Consider the following 12,428-nt stretch of genomic DNA (forward strand, 5'->3'; position numbering starts at 1 on the left):
CTGCATGTCCTTTACCCGGCGACAAATACTCGGTGGCCTGACCGGCCTGGTGGCAATCGGTCTGGGTGCCGGTGGCGCATCCCGTTACTGGCTGGGGCGCAGCGACCCGAACGCCGGGCATGACTACGAGTTGATTGCCGCGCCGCTGGATGTCGAGCTGGTTTCGGGTCACAAGACCGAAGCCTGGGCTTTCGGCCCCTCCGCGCCGGGTACCGAGCTGCGGGTGCGTCAGGGGGAGTGGCTGCGTGTGCGTTTCATCAACCACCTGCCGGTAGCCACCACCATTCACTGGCATGGCATCCGCCTGCCGCTGGAGATGGACGGTGTGCCTTACGTCTCGCAGTTGCCGGTGTTGCCGGGTGAGTATTTCGATTACAAGTTCCGCGTCCCGGATGCTGGCAGCTTCTGGTACCACCCGCATGTGAACAGCTCCGAAGAGCTCGGCAAAGGCCTGGTCGGGCCGCTGATCGTCGAGGAGCGCGAGCCCACCGGCTTCAAGCATGAGCGCACGCTGAGCCTGAAAAACTGGCATGTGGACGAGCAGGGCGCCTACCTGCCGTTCAGCATCCCGCGTGAGGCCGCCCGTGGGGGCACTGCCGGGCGTTTGATCACCATCAATGGCCAGGCCAACGCCGTCATCGACATGCCCGAAGGGCAGATCGTGCGGGTGCGCCTGCTCAATCTGGACAACACCCTGACCTACCGGATCAACCTCAAGGGTAACTTTGAGGCCAAGGTCTACGCCCTCGATGGCAACCCGATCACCCCGCGGCCGCTGGGCAAGGATTACTGGCTTGGCCCGGGCATGCGAATCTGCCTGGCAATCAAGATGCCGCCTGCCGGTGAAGAACTGTCGTTGCGCGATGGCTCGGTGCGCCTGGGCACCTTGCGTTCGGTGGCCAGCAGTGAGGCGCCCGGCGACTGGCCACCGGCGTTGCCGGCCAACCCGATTGCCGAGCCGGACCTGGCCAATGCCGAGAAGCTCAACTTCAATTTCGAGTGGGTGGGCTCGGTTTCGGTCAACACCGAGAACGGCAAGCCGCCAAGCCTGTGGCAGATCAATGGCCAGGCCTGGGACATCACCGACAAGACCTGTGCCGAGCGGCCGATCGCCACCTTGCAGAAGGGCAAGAGCTATATCTTCGAGCTCAAGAACATGACCCAGTACCAGCACCCGATCCATCTGCATGGCATGAGTTTCAAGGTGCTCAGCTCGAACCGCCACAAGTTCCCGGAGCAGTACTTCACCGACACTTACCTGCTGGGCAAGAACGAGAGTGCCCAGGTGGCGTTGGTCGCCGATAACCCGGGCACCTGGATGTTCCATTGCCATGTCATCGACCATATGGAAACCGGCCTGATGGCCGCGATCGAGGTCGCCTGATGCGTCAGCCGCAAATCATCGATCGCAGCCGCGACCAGGAATTCATGCGTCAGGCCCTGGAGCTGGCGGCGCAAGGGGCGGCCATGGGCGAGGTGCCGGTGGGCGCGGTGCTGGTGCAGCATGGTCAGGTCATTGGCCGGGGCTTCAACTGCCCGATCAGCGGCAGTGATCCCAGTGCCCATGCCGAAATGGTCGCCATCCGCGCTGCCGCCCAGGCCGCGAGCAACTACCGGCTGCCCGGCAGCACCCTGTATGTGACGCTGGAGCCCTGCAGCATGTGCGCCGGGCTGATCGTTCATTCGCGCATTGCGCGGGTGGTATACGGCGCGCTGGAGCCCAAGGCGGGCATCGTGCAGAGTCAGGGGCAGTTTTTCACCCAGGGCTTTCTCAATCATCGGGTGTTGTTCGAAGGTGGGGTGCTGGCGCAGGAGTGTGGGACGATTCTGTCCGAGTTCTTCAAAGCGCGTCGGGCCAAGGCCTGAAGTGGTGATTTGATCGCGGGGCAAGCCCGCTCCCACAGATACCTGGTGGGAGCGGGCTTGCCCCGCGATGCATTTCAGAGCGGCGGCGAGGGCTCAGGCGGTTTGGTCTTGTCGACACCCGGCACGTGCAGGCTGCCTTCGGCCACCTGGCTGCCCTCCAGCTGTGGCTGGGTCACCCAGGTGAGGATGTCGTAGTAACGGCGGATGTTGGCCACAAAATGCACTGGTTCGCCGCCGCGGGCATAACCGTAGCGGGTTTTGCTGTACCACTGTTTCTGCGACAGGCGCGGCAGCATTTTCTTCACGTCCAGCCATTTGTTCGGGTTCAACCCCTCGCGTTTGGCCAGTTTGCGCGCATCGTCCAGGTGACCGCCGCCGACGTTGTAGGCCGCCAGGGCGAACCAGGTGCGGTCCGGCTCCTTGATCGAGTCGTCCAGTTGTTCCTTCACGTGCATGAAGTACTTGGCCCCGCCACGAATGCTTTGCACCGGGTCCAGCCGGTTGGACACACCCATGGCCTGGGCGGTGCGCTGGGTCAGCATCATCAGGCCGCGCACGCCGGTCTTGGAGGTGACCTCAGCCTGCCACATGGACTCCTGGTAGCCGATGGCGGCCAGCAGGCGCCAGTCGACCTGCTCTTTCTTGGCCGATGCCTTGAAGTGTTTCTCATAGCGCGGCAAGCGTTGCTGCAAGTGCTGGGCGAAGGTGTAGGCGCCAACGTAGCCAAGCACATCGACATGCCCGTAATAACGGTCTTTCAGGCGTTGCAAGGTGCCGTTCTTCTGCACCTTGTCGAGAAATTCGTTGATCTCGTTGAGCAGGCTGTTGTCATCCCCGGCCGCCACCGCCCAGCGTTGGTCACGCGAATCACCGAGGTCGAACGCGACCCGCACGTTGGGAAAATAGACCTGGTTCATCGCCAGCTCATTGGAATCGACCAGGGTCAGATCGATCTGACCTTCATCAACCATGCGCAGCAGGTCAACCACCTCGACGGCGTCAGACTCTTCGTATTCGAGTGCCGGATACTGCTTTTTCAGTTCTGCCAGCTGTTCGGCATGGGTGCTGCCCTTGAGCACCATGATCTTCTTGCCGACCAGGTCTTTGGCATCGGTCGGCCGCGAGCGACCGTTGCGGTAGATAATCTGCGGGGTGACTTCCAGGTACGGATGGGAGAAGCGTACCTGTGACTTGCGCCGCTCGCTGCTGACCAGGCCGGCCGCCGCCACTACCGGCCCCGATGGTTTGCCGAGCTGGTCGTACAGCTCGTCGAGGTTGTCGGCGGTTTCGATTTTCAGCTCGACCCCGAGGTCATCGGCAAAACGCTTGACCAGCTCGTATTCGAAGCCGGTTTCACCGTTGCGGTCCTCGAAGTAGGTGGCCGGGCTGTTGCGGGTGATCACGCGCAGCACACCATCCTCCTTGACGCGCTCCAGAGTGCTGGGTTTTTCAACACAGGCACCGAGCATCAGGAAGAGTCCGGTTGCGATGAGCCATCTGGCGCAACGCTGGCGCAAAGCGGTTTGGGCAAACATAGGTTGCAGTATACGCAAAGGACTGGTCCCGCCATATCTCGACAACGGTTTGCTTGTCTGCTAGCGCGCTTTGCGCTAGGCCGGGGCGGGGGACGCGGGCAGGTCATTTTTTTGACCCCTGAGTCCGGTTTGTTTCGCCGACACGCGGCCGCGTCAGAATGCTGTGTTGCGGGTGCCGGAAGCGACGGATTTAGGCTAGAATGCACGGCCTCTAAGCACACCCCCTTCCTGAGGCTGTCCCGACGATGTTGATCCTGCGCGGCGCTCCTGCCCTTTCTGCCTTTCGCCACGGTAAATTACTCGAGCAATTGAGCCAGAAAGTCCCCGCTGTTAGTGGTTTGTACGCTGAATTCGCTCATTTCGCCGAGGTTGACGGCGATCTGACTGCCGACCAACAGCAAGTGCTCGCGCGCTTGCTCAAGTACGGCCCGAGCGTACCGGTACAGGAGCCGAGCGGTCGCCTGTTCCTGGTCCTGCCGCGCTTCGGCACCATCTCGCCCTGGTCGAGCAAGGCCAGCGACATCGCCCATAACTGCGGCCTGGAGAACGTCCAGCGCCTGGAACGCGGTATCGCCTACTACGTCGCCGGTGAGCTGAGCGAGGCCGACGCTGCGCTGGTCGCCCAGGTCCTGCACGACCGTATGACCCAGATTGTCCTGAGCAAGCTGGAAGAGGCCGCCGGCCTGTTCAGCCACGCCCAGCCCAAGCCGATGACCTCGGTGGACATCCTCGGCGGCGGCCGCGCGGCGCTGGTCCAGGCCAACATCGATCTGGGTCTGGCCTTGGCCGAAGACGAGATCGACTATCTGGTCACCAGCTTCCAGGGCCTGAAGCGCAACCCGAACGACATCGAACTGATGATGTTCGCCCAGGCCAACTCCGAGCACTGCCGTCACAAGATCTTCAACGCCAGTTGGGATATCGACGGCGAAAGCCAGGAAAAAAGCCTGTTCGGCATGATCAAGAACACCTACCAGATGCACAGCGAAGGCGTGCTGTCCGCTTACAAGGACAACGCCTCGGTGATCGTCGGTAACGTCGCCGGACGCTTCTTCCCGAACCCTGAGACCCGCCAGTACGGTGCGGTGCAGGAGCCGGTGCACATCCTGATGAAGGTCGAGACCCACAACCACCCGACCGCGATCTCGCCGTTCTCCGGCGCGTCCACCGGTTCCGGCGGCGAAATCCGCGATGAAGGCGCCACCGGTCGTGGTGCCAAGCCAAAAGCCGGCCTCACCGGTTTCACCGTTTCCAACCTGCAGATCCCGGGCTTTGAACAGCCATGGGAGAAAGCCTACGGCAAGCCTGAGCGCATCGTCACCGCGCTGGACATCATGATTGAAGGCCCGCTGGGTGGCGCGGCGTTCAACAACGAATTTGGCCGTCCGGCCCTGACCGGCTACTTCCGTACTTTCGAGCAGTCGATCAGCACCCCGCACGGCGAAGAAGTGCGCGGTTACCACAAGCCGATCATGCTCGCTGGCGGTATGGGCAACATCCGCGAAGATCACGTCCAGAAAGGCGAGATCACCGTCGGTGCCAAGCTGATCGTTCTCGGTGGCCCGGCCATGCTGATCGGCCTGGGCGGTGGTGCGGCTTCCTCGGTTGCCACCGGTGCCAGCTCTGCCGACCTGGACTTCGCCTCGGTACAGCGCGAGAACCCGGAAATGGAACGCCGCTGCCAGGAGGTCATCGACCGCTGCTGGCAGCTGGGCGACAACAACCCGATCGCCTTCATCCACGACGTCGGCGCGGGCGGCATTTCCAACGCCTTCCCGGAGCTGGTCAACGATGGCGGCCGCGGTGGCCGTTTCGAGCTGCGTAACGTGCCTAACGACGAGCCGGGCATGGCCCCGCACGAAATCTGGAGCAACGAATCCCAGGAACGTTATGTCCTGGCCGTCGATGCCGCCGATTTCGAGCGCTTCCAGGCCATCTGCGAGCGCGAGCGCTGCCCGTTCGCCGTGGTCGGCGAAGCCACCGCAGAGCCGCACCTGACTGTTACCGACAGCCACTTCGGCAACAGCCCGGTGGACATGCCGCTGGAAGTGCTGCTGGGCAAACCGCCGCGCATGCACCGTTCGGTTACCCGTGAAGCCGAGCAAGGCGATGATTTCGACCCGTCCAGCCTTGAGCTGAACGACTCGGTCGAGCGCGTGCTGCGTCACCCGGCCGTGGCCAGCAAGAGCTTCCTGATCACCATCGGCGACCGTACCATTACCGGTCTGGTTGCCCGCGACCAGATGGTCGGCCCGTGGCAGGTGCCAGTGGCTGACGTCGCCGTCACCGCCACCAGCTTCGACGTTTACACCGGTGAAGCCATGGCCATGGGCGAGCGCACACCGCTGGCCCTGCTCGATGCTCCGGCTTCGGGGCGCATGGCGATCGGCGAAACGCTGACCAACATGGCCGCCTCGCGCATTGAAAAACTCTCCGACATCAAACTGTCGGCCAACTGGATGTCCGCCGCCGGTCACCCGGGCGAAGACGCCCGTCTGTACGACACCGTCAAGGCTGTCGGCATGGAGCTGTGCCCTGAGCTGGGCCTGACCATTCCGGTCGGCAAGGACTCGATGTCGATGAAGACCAAGTGGAGCGAAGAAGGCGCGGAGAAATCCGTCACCTCGCCGCTGTCGCTGATCGTCACCGGTTTTGCACCGGTCACCGACATCCGCAAGACCCTGACCCCGCAACTGCGCATGGACAAGGGCGAAACCGACCTGATCCTGATCGACCTCGGTCGCGGCCAGAACCGTATGGGCGCCTCGATCCTTGCCCAGACCCACGGCAAGCTCGGCAGCCAGGCCCCGGACGTCGACGACGCCGAAGACCTCAAAGCCTTCTTCGCGGTGATCCAGGGCCTGAACGCCGATGGCCACCTGCTGGCTTACCACGACCGTTCCGACGGCGGCCTGATGACCACCGTGCTGGAAATGGCCTTCGCCGGCCATTGCGGCTTGAGCCTGGAACTGGACACCCTGACCAGCAAGCGGGAAAAAATTGCCGCCATCCTCTTCAACGAAGAGCTGGGTGCAGTGATTCAGGTGCATCAGGACGCCACTCCGGATGTGTTGGCCCAGTTCAGCGCTGCCGGCCTCGGTGAAGACTGCGTTGCAGTGATCGGTCAGCCGGTCAACAACAGCGAAGTGCTGATCCACCACATGGGCGAAGAGCTGTTCAAGGGCGACCGTCGTCTGCTGCAGCGCCAGTGGGCGGAAACCAGCTACCAGATCCAGCGTCTGCGTGACAACGCCGACTGTGCCGATCAGGAGTTTGACAGCCTGCTCGAAGAAGACAACCCGGGCCTGAGCGTCAAGCTCGGCTTCGACGTCAACCAGGACATCGCCGCACCGTACATCAAGAAGGGCATCCGTCCTCAGGTGGCAGTATTGCGTGAGCAGGGCGTCAACGGCCAGGTCGAGATGGCAGCTGCCTTCGACCGCGCCGGTTTCAACGCTATCGACGTGCACATGAGCGATATCCTCGCCGGTCGCATCGACCTGAACGAGTTCAAAGGTCTGGTCGCCTGTGGCGGCTTCTCCTACGGCGACGTTCTCGGTGCCGGTGAAGGCTGGGCCAAGTCGGCGCTGTTCAACAGCCGTGCCCGTGAGGCATTCCAGCAGTACTTCGAGCGTAGCGACAGCTTCACCCTGGGTGTGTGCAACGGTTGCCAGATGATGTCCAACCTGCACGAGCTGATTCCGGGTACCGAGTTCTGGCCGCACTTCGTGCGTAACCGCTCCGAACAGTTCGAAGCCCGTGTGGCCATGGTCCAGGTCCAGGAGTCGAACTCGATCTTCCTGCAGGGTATGGCCGGTTCGCGCATGCCGATCGCTATCGCTCACGGTGAAGGCCATGCCGAATTCGCCAGCGAAGAAGCCTTGCTCGAAGCCGATCTGTCCGGTTGCGTGGCCCTGCGCTTTGTCGACAACCACGGCAAGGTTACCGAAACCTACCCGGCCAACCCGAACGGTTCGCCGCGCGGGATCACCGGCCTGACCAGCCGCGACGGTCGCGTCACCATCATGATGCCGCACCCTGAGCGGGTCTTCCGTGCCGTACAGAACTCCTGGCGTCCGGATGACTGGAACGAAGACGCGGCGTGGATGCGCATGTTCCGTAACGCGCGGGCCTGGGTGAACTAAGGGTGTACAAACTCGCCTTCTTCGTCCCGCCCAGCCATGTGGACGTGGTCAAGACGGCTGTGTTCGCCGCTGGCGGCGGACGCATCGGCGACTATGACTGCTGTGCCTGGCAGGTGTTGGGCCAGGGCCAGTTCCGCCCGCTGGACGGCAGTCAGCCGTTCATCGGGCAGAGCGGTGTGGTCGAGCAGGTCGAAGAGTGGCGGGTAGAGCTGGTGGTAGCCGACGAGCTGATCAAGCCGGTGGTTGCTGCGCTCAAGCTCAGCCATCCTTACGAAACACCGGCTTATGAGGTCTGGCAACTCGCCGACTTCTGAGGGCTGTAAAAAAGCCGCGACCGATTTGCATCGGTCGCGGCTTTTTTGTGCCTGGTGGGAGCGCGCTCAGGGGCGAATTTCGATCATCGTGCCGTCGGGCACCAAGTCCCACACTTCGCGCATGTCGCGATTGGTCATGGCGATGCAGCCTTCGGTCCAGTCCAGGGTATGGAAGAATTCTTCAGGGTATTCTTCGTCCAGCGGCGTGCCGTGGATCATGATCATGCCGCCGGGCTCTACGCCTTCACGCCGGGCCCGCGCCGAATCGCTGATGTTCGGATAGGACACGTGCATGGCCAGGTTGTAGCGGTCACTCTCTTTGCGCCAGTCGAGCCAGTAGAGTCCCTCAGGGGTGCGCTTGTCGCCTTCACGCAACTTCGGCCCCTTGGGCTGCTTGCCCAGCGAGATGCGGTAGGTTTTCAGCGGCGAGCCGGCGCTGATCAGTTGCAGGCGCCGTTCCGACTTGAGTACCAGGACTTTGTCGATGAGCACCGAATGCTCGGGTTTGAGCTGGAGCGGCGAGGGCGCGACCTTTTCGATCGGCTTGGTCACGATCGTTTCGGTAAACGCTGCCTGGGACACCGATGTCACACTGAGGCAGAAAAGGGCAAACAACCAGCGCATGAAACGATATCCCTGAAAACTAGGTGTTGGGTGACGAGGCGAGCATTGGCGACAGGCATTCGCTGCCAATCGGGTAGGACTGCTCGATGCGGTCACGATAGTAGCATTTTAGGGTACGACTGACGGTGCGGAAAGCCAGCTCGTCCCATGGGATGTCACTTTCATCGAAAAGTCGCACTTCCAGGCTTTCGACGCCGACGGCAAAGTCCAGGTCGGCCAGTTCGGCGCGAAAGAACACGTGCACCTGGTTGATATGCGGCAAGTCGAACAGCTGGTACAGGCTCATCTGCCCGACACGGGCGCAGGCTTCCTCGACGGTTTCGCGGCGGGCGGCCTGCTCCAGGGTTTCACCGTTCTCCATGAAACCGGCGGGCAGGGTCCAGTAGCCGCGGCGTGGCTCGATGGCCCGGCGGCACAACAGCACCTGGCTGCCCCAGATCGGTAGCACGCCGGCGACGATATTGGGGTTCTGGTAATGGATGGTCTGGCAGTGATCGCAGACATAACGCAGGCGGGTATCGCCTTCGGGAATACGCTGAATCACCGGATTGCCGCACGCGCTGCAGAATTTCATGCTTTTATTCCTATAGGTTGTGCTTATCTTGGCGCGACTTTCACCGCGGCTGCAAGCCGGTTCACCTCGGGGCTTGGGCGGCTCGCGGCTTTGGTGCATCATGCAGGTCATGCTTTGGAATCGAGAGAGAGCAATGCTGGACGAGCTACTTCGCCGCGTGAGCAGTCATACGCCGGGCACCCTGGAAACCGATCGTCGTTTTCCCGAGGCCGCAGTGTTATTGCCGATTACCCGCAGCGAAGAGCCGGAACTGGTCTTGACCTTGCGCGCCAAGGGTTTGTCGACCCATGGGGGCGAAGTGGCTTTTCCCGGCGGGCGCCGCGACCCGGATGACCCCGATCTGGTGTTTACCGCCCTGCGCGAAGCCGAAGAAGAAATCGGTCTGCCGCCAGGCCTGGTGGAAATCATCGGCCCCTTGAGCCCGCTGATCTCGTTGCATGGCCTGAAGGTCACGCCTTTCGTCGGCCTGATCCCCGATTATGTCGAGTACCAGGCCAATGATGCTGAAATCGCCGCCGTGTTCACGGTGCCGCTGGAGTTCTTTCGCCAGGACCCGCGCGATCACACTCACCGTATCGATTACCAGGGGCGCAGTTGGTACGTGCCCAGTTACCGCTTTGGTGAGTACAAGATCTGGGGGTTGTCGGCGATCATGATCGTCGAACTGGTCAACTTGCTTTACGATGCCGACATCAATCTGCACAAGCCGCCTGAGCGCTTCATTCCAATTTGAGCGGGCTCACCCGCCACCACTGCCGCACCGTGAGGAACCACGCATGAAATACCGTCTGGGCGACCTGCGGGTCGAAACCCATCCACGCAGCTGGGCGGCGCCCACTGCCACGCTGATCGGTAAAGTACGCCTGCAGGCGGGGGCCAGTGTCTGGTTCGGCGCGGTACTGCGCGGCGACAACGAACTGATCGACATCGGCGAGAACAGCAATGTTCAGGACGGTACGGTGATGCACACCGACATGGGCTCGCCGCTGACCTTGGGTAAAGGCGTGACCATCGGTCACAACGCCATGTTGCATGGCTGCAGCGTCGGTGATTACAGCCTGGTCGGCATCAACGCGGTGATTCTCAACGGCGCGCGCATCGGCAAATACTGCATCATTGGCGCCAACGCGCTGATCCCAGAGGGCAAGGAAATTCCCGACGGCTCGCTGGTGATGGGCTCGCCAGGCAAGGTCGTGCGCGAACTGACCGAGGCGCAGAAGAAGATGCTTGAAGCCAGTGCCGCGCATTACGTGCATAACGCCGAGCGCTATGCCCGCGATCTGGCCGTGCAGGAGGATTGATGAGTAGCAGTGAACGTCCGGTCGCCTCACCCTGTGTGCAGATCTGCGCCCTGGATGAGGCCGATATCTGCACCGGCTGTCAGCGCAGCGCCGCAGAAATAACCCGCTGGGGGCGGATGGACAACAGCGAGCGCCGCCAGGTGCTGAAGCTGTGTCACGAGCGGGCAGTGGCGGCCGGGCTGATCTTCAGCGTCGGCAGTGCCAGGTGCTGATCCGGCACTTGGCCGCAGGCGGCCGCTCAAGTACCCTGTAGGGCTTGCCCAGCGGTCTATTCCATGCCTTTTCTGATTGCCTACATCAGCAGTGTCGTGCTGATCAACTACGCCTTCTCCAGTGCCCCGCACCTGGATGTCATCTGGTCCGCCTGGGGCGGGCTGGTGTTTATCCTCCGTGACATGGTGCAGACCCGCTACGGTCACGGTGCGCTGGTCGCCATGCTGGTCGCGCTGGTGCTGTCCTATGTCACCTCCGAGCCTGCCATTGCCCTGGCCAGTGCCAGCGCCTTCGCGGTCTCCGAACTGATCGACTGGCTGGTCTTCAGCATCACCAAACGGCCGCTGCACGACCGCCTGTGGCTGAGCTCGGCGCTGAGCATCCCGATCGACACCTTCATTTTCTTCGGCATGATCGGTGCCTTGACCCCGGCTGTGGCCGGCACCGCCCTGGCCTCGAAATTCGCCGGGGTCACCGCGGTGTGGCTGATCATGGCCTGGCGTCTGCGCAAGCCTGCCATCACTGGCTGAGGCCCTGCGCCGCGGTTGATGTAAAATGGCGCTCCTTTTCACCGGGCTGGCCTGATCATCGGGCAGCCCTGGAATCCTTCCCTCTGAGGACCTGAAATGACCCGTATCGGAACCCCATTGTCGCCGACCGCGACCCGCGTACTGCTCTGTGGCTGTGGCGAGCTGGGCAAGGAAGTGGTGATCGAGCTGCAACGCCTGGGCGTTGAAGTGATTGCCGTGGACCGTTACGCCAATGCCCCGGCCATGCAAGTGGCCCATCGCAGCCATGTCATCAACATGCTCGATGGCGCAGCACTGCGGGCGGTGATCGAGGCCGAGAAGCCGCACTACATCGTGCCGGAAATCGAAGCCATTGCCACCGCGACCCTGGTCGAGCTGGAAAACGAAGGCTTCAACGTGGTGCCGACCGCGCGTGCCACGCAGCTGACCATGAACCGCGAAGGCATTCGCCGTCTGGCGGCCGAAGAGCTGGATCTGCCAACCTCGCCTTACCACTTTGCCGATACCTTCGAGGACTACCGCAATGCGGTCGAAGACCTGGGTTTCCCGTGCGTGGTCAAACCGGTGATGAGTTCCTCGGGCAAGGGCCAGAGCCTGCTGCGCAGCGCTGATGATGTGCAGAAAGCCTGGGACTATGCCCAGGAAGGCGGGCGTGCCGGCAAGGGCCGGGTGATCATTGAAGGCTTCATCGACTTCGACTACGAAATTACCCTGCTGACCGTTCGTCACATCGGCGGTACTACGTTCTGCGCGCCGGTTGGTCATCGTCAGGAGAAGGGCGATTACCAGGAGTCCTGGCAGCCGCAAGCCATGAGCCCGGTGGCTCTGGCCGAGTCCGAGCGGGTGGCCAAGGCGGTCACTGAGGCGCTGGGCGGTCGTGGTCTGTTCGGTGTCGAGTTGTTCATCAAAGGTGATCAGGTGTGGTTCAGTGAAGTGTCGCCACGTCCGCACGATACCGGTCTGGTGACCCTGATTTCTCAAGACCTGTCGCAGTTCGCCCTGCATGCGCGGGCAATCCTTGGTCTGCCGATCCCGCTGATTCGTCAGTTCGGTCCGTCCGCCTCGGCGGTGATTCTGGTTGAGGGTCAATCGCAGCAGACGGCATTTGCCAACCTTGGCGCCGCGTTGAGCGAACCGGATACCGCCATTCGCCTGTTCGGCAAGCCTGAAGTCAACGGTCAACGTCGCATGGGCGTGTGCCTGGCGCGTGATGAGTCGATCGAGGCTGCGCGGGCCAAGGCGACCCGTGCTTCTCAGGCGGTCAAGGTAGAACTCTAAACCTTGAGGGCCTCATCGCCAGCAAAGCTGGCTCCCACAATAGTCCTG

The 12,428-nt window shown here is 62.3% G+C and carries 12 protein-coding genes; 9 read left to right on the forward strand and 3 right to left on the reverse strand.

The features are described 5' to 3' along the window. The first annotated feature begins 4 nt into the window (after positions 1–4). Positions 5–1,384, forward strand: a complete 1,380-nt coding sequence (locus tag AC07OF_RS04070) for a multicopper oxidase family protein (protein ID WP_038614199.1) — start codon at positions 5–7, stop codon at positions 1,382–1,384. Continuing rightward, positions 1,384–1,866, forward strand: coding sequence for a tRNA adenosine(34) deaminase TadA (gene tadA, locus AC07OF_RS04075; protein ID WP_157193875.1), 483 nt, complete (start codon positions 1,384–1,386; stop codon positions 1,864–1,866). The genes AC07OF_RS04070 and tadA overlap by 1 nt, the downstream gene beginning before the upstream one ends. Before the next feature lie 74 nt (positions 1,867–1,940). Here tadA and mltF read toward each other — a convergent pair whose 3' ends face one another. Then, positions 1,941–3,401, reverse strand: coding sequence for a membrane-bound lytic murein transglycosylase MltF (mltF, locus tag AC07OF_RS04080; protein ID WP_038614195.1), 1,461 nt, complete (start codon positions 3,399–3,401; stop codon positions 1,941–1,943). A 245-nt stretch (positions 3,402–3,646) separates the two neighbouring features. Between mltF and purL the strand changes: the two genes are divergently transcribed. Both purL and AC07OF_RS04090 read left to right on the forward strand, forming a co-directional pair. Further along, entirely contained in the window at positions 3,647–7,546 is a 3,900-nt protein-coding gene (gene purL, locus AC07OF_RS04085; protein WP_495072589.1) for a phosphoribosylformylglycinamidine synthase, read from the forward strand. 2 nt (positions 7,547–7,548) lie between these two features. Beyond that, positions 7,549–7,860 (forward strand): YqfO family protein, encoded by a 312-nt coding sequence (locus AC07OF_RS04090; RefSeq protein ID WP_157193871.1) that lies wholly within the window; start codon positions 7,549–7,551, stop codon positions 7,858–7,860. A 66-nt stretch (positions 7,861–7,926) separates the two neighbouring features. On the opposite strand, the gene AC07OF_RS04095 is transcribed toward AC07OF_RS04090, so the two are convergent. Both AC07OF_RS04095 and AC07OF_RS04100 read right to left on the reverse strand, forming a co-directional pair. Next, positions 7,927–8,484 carry a L,D-transpeptidase family protein gene (locus AC07OF_RS04095; RefSeq protein WP_157193869.1) on the reverse strand — a complete coding sequence of 186 codons (558 nt, stop codon included), beginning with the start codon at positions 8,482–8,484 and terminating at the stop codon, positions 7,927–7,929. Between the two features lie 19 nt (positions 8,485–8,503). Beyond that, positions 8,504–9,058 (reverse strand): NUDIX hydrolase, encoded by a 555-nt coding sequence (locus tag AC07OF_RS04100; protein ID WP_157193867.1) that lies wholly within the window; start codon positions 9,056–9,058, stop codon positions 8,504–8,506. A 133-nt stretch (positions 9,059–9,191) separates the two neighbouring features. On the opposite strand from AC07OF_RS04100, the gene AC07OF_RS04105 reads away from it, so the two are divergent. From AC07OF_RS04105 to purT, 5 genes are all read left to right on the forward strand, one after another. Continuing rightward, positions 9,192–9,791, forward strand: coding sequence for a CoA pyrophosphatase (locus AC07OF_RS04105; protein ID WP_157193865.1), 600 nt, complete (start codon positions 9,192–9,194; stop codon positions 9,789–9,791). Positions 9,792–9,834: 43 nt separating this feature from the next. Next, entirely contained in the window at positions 9,835–10,359 is a 525-nt protein-coding gene (locus tag AC07OF_RS04110; protein ID WP_157193863.1) for a gamma carbonic anhydrase family protein, read from the forward strand. Further along, entirely contained in the window at positions 10,359–10,571 is a 213-nt protein-coding gene (locus AC07OF_RS04115) for a DUF1289 domain-containing protein (protein ID WP_157193861.1), read from the forward strand. The genes AC07OF_RS04110 and AC07OF_RS04115 overlap by 1 nt, the downstream gene beginning before the upstream one ends. Positions 10,572–10,634: 63 nt before the next feature. Continuing rightward, positions 10,635–11,102, forward strand: a complete 468-nt coding sequence (locus AC07OF_RS04120) for a VUT family protein (protein WP_191832198.1) — start codon at positions 10,635–10,637, stop codon at positions 11,100–11,102. A gap of 96 nt (positions 11,103–11,198) precedes the next feature. Then, positions 11,199–12,380: a formate-dependent phosphoribosylglycinamide formyltransferase gene (gene purT, locus AC07OF_RS04125; RefSeq protein WP_191832199.1), complete on the forward strand. Its 1,182-nt coding sequence runs from the start codon at positions 11,199–11,201 to the stop codon at positions 12,378–12,380. Positions 12,381–12,428: the final 48 nt, after the last annotated feature.

This window comes from Pseudomonas sp. GW821-FHT10B02 (assembly GCF_059415665.1).